Source organism: Kribbella orskensis, from assembly GCF_004342085.1.
Taxonomy (GTDB): domain Bacteria; phylum Actinomycetota; class Actinomycetes; order Propionibacteriales; family Kribbellaceae; genus Kribbella; species Kribbella orskensis.
On sequence record NZ_SLWM01000005.1, the window covers coordinates 249,908 to 265,542 of the forward strand.

Here is a 15,635-nt window from a genome sequence, read left to right on the forward strand (position 1 = left end):
TGCGGAGCTAGGCCGGCGGCTGGTGCGGCCGGGGTGATGTGTGAGGGTTGGGCGGTGGCGACGATCGAGGTTCGGAAACGGGTCGAGGGGGACCTCGACGAGTGCGTTCGGCTCCTGCGAGGCGTGCAGGAAACCGCTGGTTATCCGGTGAACTGGCCCGAGGATGCGGCGCACTGGCTGACTTCGCCGGACGCTCTCGGTTGCTGGGTGATCACCGTTGATGAGCGGGTCGCCGGGCATGTCGCGCTGACCGCGGACAGGACTTCGGACGTTCTCGTGGAGCGGTTGTTCGTGGATCCGGAGCAGACCGGCGCGGGGCTCGGCCGGCGGCTGCTCGACCACTGCGTCGCCGTCGCCGGTGAACACGGCCGGCGGCTCGGGCTAGAGGTTGCTGACAACTGCGGCGCGGCGATCGCCATGTACCGAAGGGCGGGCTGGCGGGAGGCCGGTCGTACGCCGGTCGACTGGGGTGGCGATCAGGCGTCGGAGCTGATCCGCTTCGAAGCACCAACCGAGTCCGCCACACCCGCCACCAGCGCCTGATCCACTGCCGCCGGCTGATCCTGCACCGGCTCCTGATCCACTGCCTCGTGGTCCAGGGGGTTGGCAAGCTCGTCGGAGGGCATCCGGCCGAACCAGATCACCACGAAGCAGATGATCGCGGGACCGACACCGGCGACGATGAAGACCGCGGTGACCCCGAAGAGACTGCCGGCCGGACCCGCGAGCGCCATCGACACCGGCATCAGCAGCAGGGATACGAAGAAGTCGAGACTCGCGATCCGCCCGCGCAGATGGTCCGGCACCCGCCGTTGCAGCAGCGTCCCCCAGATCACCATCGCCGCCGACCCGGTCGCGCCGACGACCGCGGCACCGGCCGCCATCACCCAGAGGTCCGTCGCGAAGCCGAGCAGCACGAACGGCAGCGACCCGACGCCCCACATCAACGTCATCACGGTCAGGTAGCGCCTCGGCAGACTGCGTGACGAGATCAGCAGCGCACCCACCGCACCTCCGATGCCGAACGCCGCGAGCACCAGCCCGAAGTCCTTCGGCCCACCGCCCAGTTGGTCGCGGACCGCGAACGGCAGCAGCACCTCGAGCGGTCCCAGGATCAGCAGCACGAACACCGTGCCGAAGAGCAGTGAGGCGAGCAGCCACCGGGTCTCGCGGACATAGCTCCACCCCTCCCGCAGGTCCGCGAGCATCGCCCGGGCACCCGTCGCCGCCGCCTCATCCGACTCGCCCGGAGCTTCGGCAGGCTCCGGCCGGACCCGCATGGCGACCACACACGCAGCGGAGAAGAAGTAGGTCAGCGCGGCCACCAGGATCGCGACCCCGGGAGACAGCGCGGCGATCGCCAGACCACCGAGCGCCGGACCGGTCGCCTGCTGAGCCAACGGCCTCAGAGTCCCCTCCAGACCGTTGGCCGCCAGCAACTCCTCCTGCGGCAGCAGCCGCGGTACGAGCGCGGTGTAGGCCGGGATCAGGAAGGCCTCACCGGCGCCGATCAGTACTGCGCCCGCCGCCAGGTGCCAGATCTCCAGCCACCCGGTGAGCGCGAGCGCGGCGACCACCAGCAGCACGGCACCTCGTACGGTGTCGGCCGCGATGATCACCGACCGCTGCGAGAGCCGGTCGGCCGCGATCCCGCCGAACAGGACGCAGACCACCAGGCCGATGCTGTACGCGGTGGTGACGACCGAGAGCTGGACCGGACCACCGCCGAGCTCGATCACCTGCCAGGCGAGCGCGACGAGCCACAGCCCGCTGCCGAGCAGCGCGACCGCCAGCCCGGTCCACAGCAGCCGGTAGTCCCGGTGCCTCAGCGGCCGGACTGCCTTCCAGCGGACCTTGCTCACGATGCCCCATCCCCTCGATCCAGAACGTCCGGCCACCATACACAGGTGAACAGTTTACATGTCAACAGTTGCGTCGTATACTCACCGGCATGGCGACGAAGCAGATGAGCGTGGACCAACTGGGTGCCTGGCGGGCGCTGTACCGGGCGGATACGTTGCTCTTCACCCACCTCGACAACACCCTGCGCAGCAACGCGGGCATGACGTACTTCGAGCACGAGGTGCTGCAGATCCTCGACCAGGCAGGCGGGCGGCTCCGGATGGCGCCACTCGCGGAGCGGCTGATGATCTCCCGCAGCGGCGGCACCCGGCTGGTCGGCAAGCTCGAGGACAAGGACGGCTGGGTGGTCCGCAAGACCTCGCCGGAGGACCGCCGGGCCACCTGGGCGGAGCTCACCGAGTCCGGCCGGAAGGCGCTCGCGAAGGCTCAACCCGTGGTCGACGCTGTGGTCGCCACCTTCTTCGCGGATCATGTTTCGAGTGAGGACCTACGACGCGCGGCCCGGATCCTGGACAAACTGGCCGACGCCAACCCCAACGACGACGGCTTCGACTGCGGACTCTGACCGGTGACCCAGGTCGACGAACTCTTCGCCGAACGGGTCCGGGCGCTGAAGCCGGCTCCCTGCGACCACCCTGTCGACCTGCTCAGAACCCTGTACGACGCTCAGCTCGGCAGCAGGCACGCCGACCTGGCGGCGAGGTGGCTCCAGTCCCAGGGGCACGGGTTCTACACGATCGGGTCATCCGGCCACGAGGGGAACGCCGGGATCGCGGCCGCCCTCCGCCCGACCGACCCGGCGCTGCTGCACTACCGGTCCGGCGCCTTCTACCTGGCCCGCGCGCAGCAGCACCAGGACAAGGACGGGATCCGGGACATCCTGCTCGGCGTGACCGCGGCGACCACCGAGCCGATCGCGGGCGGCCGGCACAAGGTGTTCGGGCGGCACGACCTGGCGGTCATCCCGCAGACCTCGACGATCGCCTCGCACCTGCCCCGGGCGATGGGCGTCGCCTTCTCGATCGCCCGGGCGGCCAAGCTCGGCGTACCGTCGCCCTGGCCCGCGGACGCGGTCGTGGTGACCAGCTTCGGCGATGCCTCGGCGAACCACTCGACCGCCACCGGGGCGATCAACGCCGCCCTGCACGCGTCGTACCAGGGCATCCCGATGCCGTTGCTGCTGGTCTGCGAGGACAACGGGATCGGGATCAGCGTGCGCACCCCGGACGGCTGGATCAAGCAGGCGTACGGGCAACGCCCCGGGCTCAGGTACTTCGATGCCGACGGCACCGATCTGGACGCGACGTTGACGATGGCGACCGAAGCGGCCACCTTCGTACGGCGGAACCGACGACCGGCGTTCCTCCGGCTGCGAACCGTGCGGCTGATGGGCCACGCCGGATCCGACGTGGAGGCGGCTTACCGCAGCCCGGCCGAGCTTCTCGCTGACGAGGAAATGGATCCGCTGCTCGGCACGGCGCGGCTGCTGCTGGGAGCCGGGCACCGGCCGAACGATGTGATCGACCTCTACGAGTGCAAGCGGACCGAGGTGATGGGGATCGCCCGCGAGGTGGCCGGACTCCCCCAGCTCGAGTCGGCCGAAGCCGTGGCCGCGCCGCTGCGGTTCCCCGATCGGGCGATCGTCGGCAAGTCGTTGCCCGGTCACCTCGTCGACACGGAGCACACCGAACCGCTCACCCTGAGCCAGGCGATCAACCGCGCGCTGGCGGACGTGCTCGCGTCGTACCCGGAGGCGATCGCGTTCGGCGAGGACATCGGCCGCAAGGGTGGGGTCTACGGGGTCACCCGCGGGCTGCAGAAGGCGTTCGGCGCCGCGCGGGTGTTCGACACGTTGCTGGACGAGCAGTCGATCCTCGGGCTGGCGCTCGGTGCGGGCGTGTCCGGGCTGCTGCCGCTGCCGGAGATCCAGTACCTCGCCTACCTGCACAACGCGGAGGACCAACTGCGCGGTGAGGCCGCGTCGCTGAAGTTCTTCTCGCAAGGGCAGTACCGCAATCCGATGCTGCTGCGGATCGCGGGCTACGGCTATCAGAAGGGGTTCGGCGGGCACTTCCACAACGACGACGCGATAGGCGTACTGCGGGACATCCCGGGGCTGGTGATCGCTTCACCGTCCCGGCCCGACGATGCCGCCGCGATGCTGCACACCTGTGCAGCGGCCGCCCGGGCCGAAGGCACCGTCTGCGTTTTCCTCGAGCCGATCGCGTTGTATCACCGGCGCGATCTGCACACCGAGGGCGACGACCAGTGGCTGGCGTCGTACCCGACCGCGCATGTGCCGATCGGCAGCGGCCGGACGTACGGCGACGGGGACCGGCTGACGATCGTCACGTTCGGCAACGGGCTGCCGATGAGCCTGCGGGTGGCGGCGAGGCTGCCGCGGACCAGGGTTCTCGACCTTCGCTGGCTTGCGCCGCTGCCACTGGAAGATTTGTTGCGCGAGGCAACAGCCACCGGCCGGGTGCTGGTGGTCGACGAGACCCGTCGCTCCGGCGGCGTCTCCGAGGGCATCCTGGCGGCACTCGTCGACGCCGGCTACACCGGCCGGATGGCGCGAGTAACCAGCGAGGACTCCTTCGTCCCCCTTGGCGACGCAGCCCGCCAGGTCCTCCTCAGCGAACAAACCATAGAAACGGCAGCCCGAGCCCTCATCAACATCTGAACAACACCCGGAGCACACCTACACAGGCCAGCCACCACCGACCATCGCGGCTGGTGGGAGCAGGGTCTCGAGCCTGGTGGACGTTCCGGAGTACGAGCGGTCTGCCCATGCCCGTTCCGACATCGTCGCCGACCGGCGCGGCACGCAGTACCCTCCGACGCGCTGGTGACGGCGTGGTCCTCGCCGGAGTGGGGGGCCGGCGGGGCCAGTGGGTCATTGCTGCTGCGCCGCGACTCCGCGGTGCGGGTCAGGTGGACGGTGCCGCGGTGCGGGTCAGGTCGACGGTGCCGCGGTGCGGGTCAGGCAGGCGGTGCCGCGGTGCGGGGGTCAGGTCGACGGTGCCTCGGTGCGGGTCAGGCAGGCGGTGCCGCGGTGCGGGACAGGCAGGTGGTGCCGCGGTGCGGGACAGGCAGGTGGTGCCGCGGTGCGGGACAGGCAGGCGTTCCGCGGTGCGGGTCAGGCAGGCGGTTCCCGGTGTAGCTCAGGCAGGCGGGCGCTGGCCTCGCGCGAGTAGGGAGATCTTCAGTTGCCCTTCCCGCACGAGGTGCGCAGCGTCCTGTGAGATCGTCAGCCCGGTGCGGCAGCGTCCTCTGTGATGGCCCGGATCGGGCTCTCGGTGTTGCGCCGGTCCCGGTCATCGGTGGCAACCGGTGGCGGGTTGTCGGCGTGGTGATGGTCCCTGTGACCTGGGGTTGGGTCGTCGGGTGGATGGGGGTGTTTGCCGGAGGCTGGGTCGGGCGGGTCCGTGGCGCCCCACGGGTCGAACCGGGCGGCGGTGGTTGCGGTGGTCGTGTGCGCTGAGTCGTTGGCGCGGTCCCGGGCATGGCTAGCCACCACTCCGAGGCCGCCATTACCGCCGCCGTGACTGCCGCCGGGCGTGCGAGTACCACTCGCGGCGCTGGCAGGGCTGTGGAGGGGTCTGCGGTAGCGGTGCCGGGTCGGAGTGGGTTCGGCCCAGGTGGGTCTAGCCACGGTGACCCTGCCGTTTTGGAGGGTGATGTTCCAGTGGCCGTGGTGGGTGTCGATGTGGTGGCGGCGGCAGAGCAGGACCAGGTTGGTCAGGGCGGTGGGGCCGTGGTCGATCCAGGAGATCAGGTGGTGGGCGTCGCAGAAGATCGGCGGTGCTTTGCACACGACGCAGCCCTTGTCGCGGGCGTTGAGGGCGCGGCGCATGGCGCGGTTGACGAAGCGTTGGGCCGTGCCGACGTCGAGGGGTTCGGAGTTGGCGCCGAGCACGATCGGGATGAGCTGCGCCTCGCACGCCAGCCGGCGGATCGCGCCGGCGGACAGTCCCTCGCCGTGGACCAGGGTGCCGACCGCGTGGGCGCCGGCGTCGGTGAGGTCTTTGAGGTCGATGGTGATCGTGATGTGCGCCTTCGGGCCGTGCCCGGCCGCCGCGGCGCTGCTGGCTGCGGCACCGGTCTGGGCGGCGCTACCGGCCGTGTCGGCCGGATCGGCCGGGTCGGGTGGGGTGGCGGTGGTGATGGCGTTGGAGGTGACGTTGAGGATGTCGGTGAGGGCGTCGGCGCGGCGCTTGTCCGGTGAGCGGGGGTCGAGTTCGCCGGTGACGGTCTTGCGGGGCTTGGAACCTTCGAGGATCAGGGCTTGGAACAGTTCGGCGTTCTCGTTGGCCAGGTAGCCGCTGAACTTGACGCCCCGGTCCGCGGTCCGCACCCGCAACTCCTCCCGGGCATAGGCCTTGTCCTCTTCCGGTGCCGGGCCGTCGGCGTCGAGCAGGTCGCGGGCCCGGCGCGCCGCCTTGCGCAGCTCCGACGGGCCGAAATGGCGGGCCAGGGCGACGAGTTGTTCCTCGGCGACGGCCAGGTTCTCGACCGCGACGGTCTTGGGGACGGCCTCCAGCTCGGCCACGATCGCCGCGGCCTGCGCCGGCGACAACACCACCCCCACACCCGCACCGGCGTCGGCGCCCGGGTCGCTGTCGGGCTCGTTCGGATTGGCGTCTGCGTCGCTGCCGTCGGCGTCCGCACCGCCGGCGTCCGCACCGCCGGTGTCGGCGTCGTGCACGGGGTCGGGGTGGACCGGTGGCAGGGCGTCGGCCACGGCGGGGTACTTCTGGAGGGCCTTGGCCAGGGCCAGGTCGCGCTTGATCACGCCCGGGTCGAGCCGGTGCCGAAACGCCAGCAGCCGGGCGGTGTCACCGGCACCGAGGCTGGCGGCGTGACCGGAGGCGTCGTAGCCGGCCAGGACCTGCAGGCGGTAGGTCTGCAACCGGGAGACCTCGGCGTCGAGCGCGTCGAGAGTCGCCAGCTGCTCGCTGTCGCTCATCGACCACACCGGCCGCTCACCCAAGATCTCCATACCCCAGACCCTAGACACCGGCTCCGACAGTTTCCGGCTCGGAAGGCCCTTATTTGTAAGGGATTCCGATGTTCGTCCGGAATTGTGCCAACACTCCGGATCCGGACGAGTTGTCCACAACCCACCGCACCTGTGGACTCGCCAAGGGGGTAGCGAAGGCTGCGTCGAACGCGCGCGGATGCAGATGCAGCTGGCCCGCGGTGGGATCTCCGGTGCACACCACCCCGGCCACTTCTGCGAGCTTGCTCGCGTGGCCGGCCGAAGAGGACGGTCAGGCGCCGAACAGGCGTTGCCACAGGGAGCGCCTGGCGGAAGGAGGCTGCTCCGGCTCGGCAGGGCGCGTGTTTGCGGGTGGGCGGTCCAGCAGCCACTTTTCGACGAGGGCCTCCTCGTCGACGGTGCCGACCGGGACGACTGCTCCGGTGGCGTCGCGGATCTGGATCAGGATGCGCTTGTTCAGGTCCTGCAGGTAGTCCCGGACCTCGCTCTCGCGGCGCATCTTGCGCAGCTTGTCCGGGATCTGTTCCTTCTCCTTGCGCAACTGCACGGACACCGGCAGCAGCGCGTCGGTCTCGATCTGCTCCCGGCGGATGAAGTCCTTCACCCACCAGTCCGGGTCGTGCGCCTCACCCAGCTTCGGGATCGGCTTGCCCGCACCGGCCAGGTTGTCGAACTCGCCCTGGTTCTGGGCCCGCTTGATCTGCGCCTCGACCCAGTCCTCGGTCTTCATCCCGGGCGGTTTGCGCTCCGTCATCTGTACGCCCTCCCAGTCACTGCGACATGGTTGCTGTACACCGCCGATCAGGCGACCGCCGTTCCCAGCGGACCACCATTCTACCGTTTGTGAATGCAATCACAAGATCAACCGGGAGGAATTCTGCGCTGCGGCCAGAGCTCCGGCATCGGGATCGGCATCCGCCACATCGGCACGTCGGCCCCCACCAGGCCGTTGCGGATCGCGACATACCGGAGCAGCCGCAGCGGGCCGGCGATCAGGATGAAGGCGAGCGGGAGCTCCCCCAGGAACGCGGTGAGCAGGGCCTGGACCAGGTCGGCGCCCCGCTGGCTGGTCAGGACGTCGAACCACGCGTCGCAGACGAGCAGGACACCTGAGGCGAAGGCGGCCGGGAAGAGCAACAGCCGTCGCCGCCAGCCGAACACCGCGGTCGCGACGAGCATTGCCAGCAGGATCACGTCGAACCCGACCCAGGTGGCGACCCAGTTCCGTGCCTCGTAGTGGCTGGGCAGGGTGATCGCCAGGTAGACGGTCCACGGGATCAGCGCGGCCACACAGGCCAGCATCAACGCCAGCCGCCACCTGCGGATCCGCTCCATCGTCCGCGGTGCCGGCAACAGCCCCGCCGGCACCGGGGCCAGCCGCAGGATCAAGTCCCGCCGCTCGGCTGGAGTCATCGCCGCGATCTCTTCATCGGACAGCCGTAAACCGCTCACACTGCATGCTCACACGCCTCACCAACCAACCCCCGCCACCGCCCCGCAGTACTGCGCTCGCCGTGGCGGGGTGCTCCACGAGACAGGCGGGGGATCTCCCGCGGGGAGGGGTGGAGATGAGCGCGGGGGTGGGACGGGGATGCGCGCGGGTGGGGGTGGGTGCGGATGCGCGCGGGGCGGGGCGGGTGCGGATGCGCGCGGGGCGGGGCGGGTGCGGATGCGCGCGGGGCGGGTGGGTGCGCGCGGGGCGGGTGGGTGCGCGCGGGGCGGGTGGGTGCGCGCGGGGCGGGTGGGGGTGTGGTCTGTTGGGGTGGGGCGGCGCGCGGGTGGGTTGGCAGGGGTGGGGTGGATAGCGGAGGCTGGCTGGACCGTAGTTCTGAGTGAGAGGACCCACCTGTGTCGTCTGCCATCTTGTCCGTCGTCGCCGGAGAGCGGGTCCCGGATCCGGTCCGCACCACGCCGTCCACCAACCCGGCGAACACCGCCGACGTGGTCGGCACCATCGGCGTCGCCGGGCCGGACGTGTTCGTCCAGGCTGCCCGGGCCGCGCGAGAGGCGCAGGCCGGTTGGGCGGCGCTGCCGGCCCCGCAGCGTGGCCAGGTGATCGCGAACGTCGGCCGGCTGATGACGGCGAACAAGGACCGGCTGGCCGCGCTCGTCACCCGCGAGATCGGCAAGCCGCTGGCGGAGGCGCTCGGCGAGGTGCAGGAGATCATCGACACCTGCGACTTCTTCATCGGCGAGGGCCGCCGGCTCTACGGCCAGACGGTGCCGTCGGAGATGCCCGACAAGCAACTGTTCACCTTCCGCCGCCCGGTCGGCGCCGTCGCGGTGATCTCGGCCGGCAACTTCCCGGTCGCGGTGCCCTCCTGGTACATCGTGCCGGCACTGCTCTGCGGCAACACCGTGGTCTGGAAGCCGGCGGAGTACTCCGCGGTCGTGTCCGACGCGTTCTACCAGATCTTCGCGCACTCCGGCGTACCGGCGGGCGTCTTCAACCTCGTGTACGCCGACGGGCCCGACACGTTCGCCGGGCTCGAGCAGGCGCTGGCAGCCGGGCTGATCGACAAGGTCGGGTTCACCGGGTCGAGCGAGGTCGGCAGCCGGATCGGCGAGCTCTGCGGCCGCCACCTGCAGACCCCGTGCCTCGAGCTCGGCGGCAAGAACCCGATGGTGATCACCGAGGACGCCGACCTCGACCTGGCCGTCGAAGGCGCCCTGTTCTCCGGCTTCGGTACTGCGGGTCAGCGGTGCACGTCGCTGGGAACGGTGATCGTGCAGGAGTCGGTGCACGACGAGTTCGTCCGGCGGTTCAGCGCGGCGGTGGCCTCGGCGGCGATGGGCGACCCGACCCAGGACGTGCTGTTCGGGCCGCTGCTGGACGAGAAGTTCGCGGCCGGCTTCGAGAAGTCGCTGGGCTGGATCGCGGCGCACCACACCGTGATCGGCGCGACCGGCCGGGTCTCCGCAGACAGCCCGCGCGACGGTTTCGTCGGTGATCCCGCCGCCGGGCTGTTCTACCACCCGGTGATCGTGGACGGCGTCCGGTCCGACGACGAGCTGTTCCTGAACGAGACGTTCGGCCCGGTCGTCGGGATCACCAGCTACACCACCCTCGACGAGGCGATTGCCCTCGGCAACAAGTCGGGGTACGGGCTGTCCAGCTCGATCTACACGACCGACCCGAACAAGGCGTTCCGGTTCGCGCAGGGGATCTCGGCCGGCATGGTCAGCGTGAACAACTCGACCTCCGGCGCCGAGGCACACCTGCCGTTCGGCGGGAACGGCAAGTCCGGCAATGGCTCGCGGCAGAGTGGCATCTGGGTGCTCGACCAGTTCACCCGGTGGCAGTCGCTCAACTGGGACTACTCGGGCAAGCTGCAGAAGGCGCAGATGGATACCGTGACCGTCGAGGCGGACTACAACTTCCTACTGCCGTGACTCTGCCCGAGCGCGCCGAGGTGGTGATCGTCGGCGGCGGGGTGATGGGCACGAGCATCGCCTTCCACCTCGCCGAGGCCGGCGTCACGGACATCCTGCTGCTGGAGCGGAACGAGCTCGGTTCGGGTTCGACCTCGAAGGCGGCGGGCGGCGTCCGGGCGAACTTCTCCGACGAGCTGAACATCGCGCTCGGCGCTCGCAGCCTGGAGGCGTTCGCCCGCTTCGGCGAACGCCCGGGGCAGGAGATCGACCTGCATCGGGTGGGCTACCTGTTCCTGCTGTCGTCCGACGAACAGGTGGCGCTGTTCGAGGAGAGCACCCGGCTGCAGAACGCGGCCGGGCAACCGACCCGGATGCTGGAGGTCTCCGAGGCGGTCCGGCTCGCCCCACTGCTGTCGCCCGACGGCCTGATTGCCGCCTGCTTCTCCCCGAACGACGGGCACTGTACGCCGGAGTCCGTCGTACTGGGGTATGCCACGGCCGCACGGAGGCTCGGCGCGACGCTGGTCACCGGGTGCGAGGTCACCGGGATCGATGCCGTTGGCAACGAGATCCGCGGGGTCCGGACGCGGCGTGGCCGGGTCGCGACGTCGACGGTGATCTGCGCGGCCGGAGCCTGGTCGGCACCGCTCGCGGCGATGGCCGGCGTCGAGCTGCCGGTGACGCCGCTGCGCCGGCAGATCGTGGTGACCGAGGCGATCCCCGATCTGCCCCGCGACCTGCCGATGACGATCGACTTCAGCAGCACGTTCTACTTCCACCGCGAAGGCCCCGGCCTCCTGGTCGGCCTGTCCGACCCGGAGGAGGAACCCGGCTACCACCTGTCTCCCACGGAAGCCTGGCTCCCTCGCCTCACCGCCGCGATGGAACAGCGTGCTCCTTCGCTGCTGGACGTCGGCCTGGCGAGTGGCTGGGCCGGCCTCTACGAGAACACTCCCGACCACAACGCCCTGATCGGCGAGGCCGACAGCATCAGCCGCTTCCTCTACGCCACGGGCTTTTCCGGCCACGGCTTCCTCCAGGGCCCTGCCATCGGCGAGATCCTCCGGGACCTCTACCTGGGCCGGGCGCCCTTCATCGACGTCTCCCCCTTGGACGCCAACCGCTTCCGTACCTCGAGCCAACGAGCCGAGCAGAACATCGTCTGATCACTGACCTGCTTGATCGTCCGTTCGAGGCTCAAGCCGCTCGCCGACGCGGTAGTCCAGCAGCACGAGACGGTCGTCGAGGACGGTGGTGCCGACCAGGTCCAGGGTGACGTCGGGCAGGTCGGTGAAGACCGGGCCCTCACCACTGGTGCCGTGGATCGTCGGGAAGACCATGATCCGGAGCCTGTCGACCAGGTCGAGCTGGAAAAGGCTGCGGATGAGAGACGGGCTGCCGATGGTGCGCATCGGGAGACCGTCGTCCATTGCCTTCAACGCGGGCACAGCGGTTTCGACCGGCTCCTCGATGATCGTGGTGTTCGCCCAGCTCAGCGGCGGGATCAACGTCTTCGAGAAGACGAGCTTCGGAAGTTCCGCCATCCGGTCGAAGCTCGGGTCGGCATCGGTCGCGACGATCTCGGACATCTCCCGGTACGTCGTCGCTCCCATCAGCATGACGTGGTCCTGGGCGAGCTGCTGGTTGACCCAGTCGTACAGACCGGGCGCACCGTAGCCCCAGTACGGCGCCGACTGCGGGCCGCCGCCGCCGTACCCGTCGACGGTGCTGAACATGTCGACACTCAACTCACGCATGTCGGGCCTCCTTGGCCAGTCGGGTCACCAGATCGTCGAGCTTCGCCATCGAGGCACGGATCCCGGTCTCCATGTCGGCGCGGACGTAATCGTCGCGCTCCTCGACCGTCTGGAACACCGTGTTCTGGCGCAGCGTCGTCGTCCCGTCGTGTTCTTCGAAGGTGATCGTGTTCAGGTAGACGTGCCCGGGCCGCTCGCCGAACTCGTAGGTCTGCACGATCCGCTCGGGCGACGGCGTCCCGTGATACAGGCCGTGGAAGACGTAGCCCTTGCCGTCCGCGTCGTAATGGGTCCAGCGCCAGCGGCCACCGTGCCGCACGTCGAGCTGGTTGACGGTCAGGGTCAACGAGTCCGGGCCGAGCCAGCGGGCCAGCAACTCCGGCTCGGTGTAGGCCCGGAAGAGCAGTTCGCGCGGCGCGGCGAACTCCCGCGTGATGATGACCTGCGGCAGGCCCAGTTCGGCGATCACCTTCATGATTCGTCCTTCAGTTCGTCGAGCAGTCCGTCGAGGCGGTCGTAGCTGGCCGACCAGTAGGCGCGGTAGTCCATCAGCCAGCCGACCGCCTCGCGCAACGGCTCCGCCTCCAGGTGACTCAGCCGCGCTGTGGCCCGCCGGCTCCGGGAGATCAGGCCGGCCTGCTCGAGCACCTTCAGGTGCCGGGAGATGGCCGGCTGGGAGACGCTGAACGGCGCGGCCAGCTCGGCGACGGTCGCGTCCCCGTCCGTGAGCCGGCGCAGGATCGCCCGCCGGGTCGGATCGGCGAGGGCGCTGAACACCTCACTGAGTTGATCGACAGCCATTCATAACCTCTTCGTTCTGAAACAGATAGGTTATATATTGCTGGGACACCTCGCGGCTGTCAAGAGGCCCGTGGTGGTCCAAGGTCCGGGAAGCCAGAAGCTCCGGACGCGGAAGGCGTCCGGAGCTTCTGTCGCTGTGACTGCGGTCAGTGCTGATCAGGGACGGTTGCGGGGCGGGTCGGACGGCCAGTTGTCCGGATCGCACCACTTCGTGTCCAAGTCGTGCTTGGCGCAGTACTCCGCGAGGATCTCCTCGCGGGTCGGCCGACGCGACGGCGTCGGCCGGGGCGGGCGCACGGTCCGGGTCGACGTGTTGGTGGGCGTCGGCTGACGCTCCTCAGTCTCCTCGGCCTTCCGCGTCGTCTTCGTCTTGGTCGGGCGTGGGCGTCGGCCTGACCGTCATCTTCTGCACCGACGGCGGCGGCGAAGGCACCGCGGTGGTCATCGACGGCACCGTCGGGGTCGCCGTGACCGACGGCGTCGAACTACTGTCGTCGAGCACCGGAGCTGCCTGGTCTTTCGGGTCGTCCCCGCCGAACAAGCCGATCGCGGAGATCGCCCAGAGGTTCACCGCGAGGAACAGCACCAGGCCGCCGGCTCCGGCGAACACCATCCGCTGCGAAGGTCCGCCGTACCGGCCGACGGGTCCGCGGACCGCATTGCCCTTGCCGTCGACCCAGAACTTCCAGTCGTCGGGCGCGGGCGGCCAGGAAGCATCTGGACGCCAGGTCTTCGGCGGCATCCAGTTGCGGCGGGGCGGCGTGGGCCAGCTCGGCGGTACTACGAACCGCTTCACGAATCCTCCACGTCGCCGACGAAAACCCGATCCAGGCTAATGGATCGGGCGAGTGCACGAACAGGGCCGGACGGGTCAGCCGCACGGGCACGATCGACCGCCCTGCACGAAGCCCAACGACACAAGAGACGGAAAAGCTACTCCCGCTTCGGCGTGTCGCCTTCAGCTCCTGCGATTCGCCGCCCGGACGGCATCGGCCGACACCAGCTCATCCCGCGCCTCGAGCGAGGCGATCACGCCGTCGACATCGGCTTCCGACCGGTTCTGGCTCATTTTCGCCTTCGCCTCGATCCGGGTGATGACGAGCTCGAGCCCGACGATCGCGCGCAGCTGACCGGCGACGAAGGCGGCCGGCGCGTCATCCACCGACCACTGCTCCTCGAAGGCCGCTTCGTGCTTGGTCGTCAACCTGCGAACGACATCCTCGAGCCAGGCAGCATCGTCGTGGACGACGAGCTGCCCGTAAACGTGGGCGGTCACGTAGTTCCAGGTCGGTACGACGCGGCCGTGTTCGGCCTTCGCCGCATAGGCCGAGGGACTGATGTACACGTCGGGACCGGCCACGATGGCCAGCGATTCACCGAGCGCGGGAGCTTTCCACTGCTCGTTGTTCCGCGCGACATGCCCGAGCAAGGCGCCGAGTTCACCGACAGCCGGGTCGTAAATAAAGGGAAGCAACGTCGCGAGCAGGCCATCGCCTGTGTTTGTGACCAGGTTCCCCGCCCCATGGTTCACGAGCAGATCCCGTACTACGTCTTCGTCGGCCGCGAAGTGCTTCGGTACGTACATACCCACCATTCTCGCCGCCGCCAGCGGCAGCCAGTAGCTATTTGCCGATCAACTGCGGGGTGGACCGCTGGTGTCGCGGACGTGCAGGGTCATCGGCAGGTAGAGCGGGTCCTCGTCGTAGCCGTTGACCAGGAGCCGCTCGAGGATCTCGCCGGCCCGACGGCCGAGTTCGTCGCGCGGTACCGAGACCGTGGTGAGGTTCGAGTGCGCGACCCGGTCGAGCGAGATGTCGTCGAAGCCGATCACCGAGACCTCCTTGGGCACCTCGACCCCCTGTTCGCGCAGCTTCGACAACGCCCCGAACGCGACGAGGTCGTTGTAGGTCAGGATCGCCGTCACGCCGGATTCCAGCACGCCGGCGACAACGTCGTACCCGGCCCGGCTGGTGGCTCCACAGTCGACGACGGTCACCTCGAGACCGAAGGCGCGGGCGGCCTCGAAGGCACGGATGCGCTCGGCGTTCGCCCAGGAGGCGGACGGCCCACTCAGGTACGCCGCGCGCCGGTGTCCGAGCTGGGCGAGATGCCCGCAGACCTGGGTCATCCCGCTGTGGAAGTCGACCGAGATCGACGGTACGGCGAACCCCGGGACGACCCGGTTGAACAGCACCATCGGGTGCTTGCGCGAGACCAGTTCGGCCAGTTCGGCGCGCGGCATCCTCGGCGAGCAGAGCAGCACGCCGTCACAGCAGCGCATCAGATCCTCGACCAGGTCGTGCTCGACGGCGGGATCCTCGTCGGACTCCATCACCATCATCCGGCGGCCGTGCGCCCGGGTGACGGCCGAGACCGCCTTGAGCACCTCGGGGAAATAGGGGTTCGCGAGGTCCGGCACGAGCACGCCGATCGTCCCCCATTCACCCCGGGCAAGTCCCTGGGCGGCGGCGTTCGGGCGATAGCCGAGATCGCGGACGGCGTCGTGCACCCGGTCGACGAGCGACGAGTCGACCTTCGCGGTGCCGTTCAGGACCCGGGACACCGTCGCCGCGGAGACGCCGGCCGCCGTGCTGACGTCGTTGATCGTGACGCGAAGGGATCGACCCGGCCGGTTCTGCACGCACTCCTCCCAATCCTCAGAAAGCGTTTGCACAGAGTGGCGCAAACCTCGCCCGGCTGCAAGATCCCACGACTGACTCAATGATCGGAGAACGGCGCGCTGGTCGTGAAATCGCTTTCAGGCGACCTCTTGCCGGACCTCCGCTCGACGACTAGGGTCTCTTGGCAAGCGCTTACCGATCCGTCGCCAGTGAGGT

The 15,635-nt window shown here is 69.4% G+C and carries 16 protein-coding genes; 6 read left to right on the forward strand and 10 right to left on the reverse strand.

Annotation, left to right across the window (positions count from 1 at the left end):
- Positions 1 to 54: 54 nt before the first annotated feature.
- Complete coding sequence (locus EV644_RS16555) at positions 55 to 543, forward strand: GNAT family N-acetyltransferase (protein ID WP_241998248.1); 489 nt, start codon at positions 55 to 57, stop codon at positions 541 to 543.
- Here the strand turns inward: EV644_RS16555 and EV644_RS16560 are convergent.
- Complete coding sequence (locus EV644_RS16560; protein ID WP_199239852.1) at positions 477 to 1,862, reverse strand: MFS transporter; 1,386 nt, start codon at positions 1,860 to 1,862, stop codon at positions 477 to 479. The genes EV644_RS16555 and EV644_RS16560 overlap by 67 nt on opposite strands.
- 89 nt (positions 1,863 to 1,951) lie before the next feature.
- Between EV644_RS16560 and EV644_RS16565 the strand changes: the two genes are divergently transcribed.
- Positions 1,952 to 2,428 (forward strand): MarR family winged helix-turn-helix transcriptional regulator, encoded by a 477-nt coding sequence (locus EV644_RS16565; protein WP_132189164.1) that lies wholly within the window; start codon positions 1,952 to 1,954, stop codon positions 2,426 to 2,428.
- 3 nt (positions 2,429 to 2,431) lie between these two features.
- Positions 2,432 to 4,546: a thiamine pyrophosphate-dependent enzyme gene (locus EV644_RS16570; RefSeq protein ID WP_132189165.1), complete on the forward strand. Its 2,115-nt coding sequence runs from the start codon at positions 2,432 to 2,434 to the stop codon at positions 4,544 to 4,546.
- A 567-nt stretch (positions 4,547 to 5,113) separates the two neighbouring features.
- Here the strand turns inward: EV644_RS16570 and EV644_RS16575 are convergent.
- From EV644_RS16575 to EV644_RS16585, 3 genes are all read right to left on the reverse strand, one after another.
- Entirely contained in the window at positions 5,114 to 6,865 is a 1,752-nt protein-coding gene (locus EV644_RS16575) for an HNH endonuclease signature motif containing protein (protein ID WP_132189166.1), read from the reverse strand.
- A 271-nt stretch (positions 6,866 to 7,136) separates the two neighbouring features.
- Entirely contained in the window at positions 7,137 to 7,619 is a 483-nt protein-coding gene (locus EV644_RS16580) for a DnaJ family domain-containing protein (protein ID WP_132189167.1), read from the reverse strand.
- Between the two features lie 107 nt (positions 7,620 to 7,726).
- A complete protein-coding gene (locus EV644_RS16585) occupies positions 7,727 to 8,317 on the reverse strand; it encodes a hypothetical protein (protein ID WP_199239853.1) in 591 nt (196 codons plus the stop codon).
- A 396-nt stretch (positions 8,318 to 8,713) separates the two neighbouring features.
- On the opposite strand from EV644_RS16585, the gene EV644_RS16590 reads away from it, so the two are divergent.
- Together EV644_RS16590 and EV644_RS16595 are read left to right on the forward strand one after the other, a co-directional pair.
- Complete coding sequence (locus EV644_RS16590; RefSeq protein WP_241998251.1) at positions 8,714 to 10,258, forward strand: aldehyde dehydrogenase family protein; 1,545 nt, start codon at positions 8,714 to 8,716, stop codon at positions 10,256 to 10,258.
- The gene (locus EV644_RS16595; protein ID WP_132189168.1) at positions 10,255 to 11,406 is read left to right on the forward strand and encodes an NAD(P)/FAD-dependent oxidoreductase; all 1,152 of its coding nucleotides are present in this window, start codon (positions 10,255 to 10,257) and stop codon (positions 11,404 to 11,406) included. Before EV644_RS16590 ends, EV644_RS16595 begins: the two co-directional genes overlap by 4 nt.
- Here EV644_RS16595 and EV644_RS16600 read toward each other — a convergent pair whose 3' ends face one another.
- The 3 genes from EV644_RS16600 to EV644_RS16610 are packed head-to-tail and all read right to left on the reverse strand — an operon-like array spanning position 11,407 to position 12,798.
- Positions 11,407 to 11,997, reverse strand: coding sequence for a dihydrofolate reductase family protein (locus EV644_RS16600; protein WP_132189169.1), 591 nt, complete (start codon positions 11,995 to 11,997; stop codon positions 11,407 to 11,409).
- Positions 11,990 to 12,472 (reverse strand): SRPBCC family protein, encoded by a 483-nt coding sequence (locus tag EV644_RS16605; protein WP_132189170.1) that lies wholly within the window; start codon positions 12,470 to 12,472, stop codon positions 11,990 to 11,992. Before EV644_RS16605 ends, EV644_RS16600 begins: the two co-directional genes overlap by 8 nt.
- Complete coding sequence (locus tag EV644_RS16610; protein ID WP_132189171.1) at positions 12,469 to 12,798, reverse strand: ArsR/SmtB family transcription factor; 330 nt, start codon at positions 12,796 to 12,798, stop codon at positions 12,469 to 12,471. The genes EV644_RS16605 and EV644_RS16610 overlap by 4 nt, the downstream gene beginning before the upstream one ends.
- Before the next feature lie 136 nt (positions 12,799 to 12,934).
- On the opposite strand from EV644_RS16610, the gene EV644_RS16615 reads away from it, so the two are divergent.
- Positions 12,935 to 13,129 (forward strand): hypothetical protein, encoded by a 195-nt coding sequence (locus EV644_RS16615; protein WP_132189172.1) that lies wholly within the window; start codon positions 12,935 to 12,937, stop codon positions 13,127 to 13,129.
- A 6-nt stretch (positions 13,130 to 13,135) separates the two neighbouring features.
- Here EV644_RS16615 and EV644_RS16620 read toward each other — a convergent pair whose 3' ends face one another.
- The 3 genes from EV644_RS16620 to EV644_RS16630 form a co-directional block, all read right to left on the reverse strand.
- Complete coding sequence (locus tag EV644_RS16620) at positions 13,136 to 13,594, reverse strand: hypothetical protein (protein ID WP_132189173.1); 459 nt, start codon at positions 13,592 to 13,594, stop codon at positions 13,136 to 13,138.
- 162 nt (positions 13,595 to 13,756) lie between these two features.
- Positions 13,757 to 14,383 (reverse strand): FMN-binding negative transcriptional regulator, encoded by a 627-nt coding sequence (locus tag EV644_RS16625; protein ID WP_132189174.1) that lies wholly within the window; start codon positions 14,381 to 14,383, stop codon positions 13,757 to 13,759.
- Positions 14,384 to 14,431: 48 nt separating this feature from the next.
- Positions 14,432 to 15,439, reverse strand: coding sequence for a LacI family DNA-binding transcriptional regulator (locus tag EV644_RS16630; protein WP_132189175.1), 1,008 nt, complete (start codon positions 15,437 to 15,439; stop codon positions 14,432 to 14,434).
- Between the last annotated feature and the right edge of the window lie 196 nt (positions 15,440 to 15,635).

Bases quoted from the DNA above. Each gene is read 5' to 3' on its own strand.
- EV644_RS16580 (WP_132189167.1), bottom strand. From the start codon at position 7,619: ATGACGGAGCGCAAACCGCCCGGGATGAAGACCGAGGACTGGGTCGAG.
- EV644_RS16600 (WP_132189169.1), bottom strand. From the start codon at position 11,997: ATGCGTGAGTTGAGTGTCGACATGTTCAGCACCGTCGACGGGTACGGC.
- EV644_RS16575 (WP_132189166.1), bottom strand. From the start codon at position 6,865: ATGGAGATCTTGGGTGAGCGGCCGGTGTGGTCGATGAGCGACAGCGAG.
- EV644_RS16625 (WP_132189174.1), bottom strand. From the start codon at position 14,383: ATGTACGTACCGAAGCACTTCGCGGCCGACGAAGACGTAGTACGGGAT.
- EV644_RS16605 (WP_132189170.1), bottom strand. From the start codon at position 12,472: ATGAAGGTGATCGCCGAACTGGGCCTGCCGCAGGTCATCATCACGCGG.
- EV644_RS16565 (WP_132189164.1), top strand. From the start codon at position 1,952: ATGGCGACGAAGCAGATGAGCGTGGACCAACTGGGTGCCTGGCGGGCG.
- EV644_RS16610 (WP_132189171.1), bottom strand. From the start codon at position 12,798: ATGGCTGTCGATCAACTCAGTGAGGTGTTCAGCGCCCTCGCCGATCCG.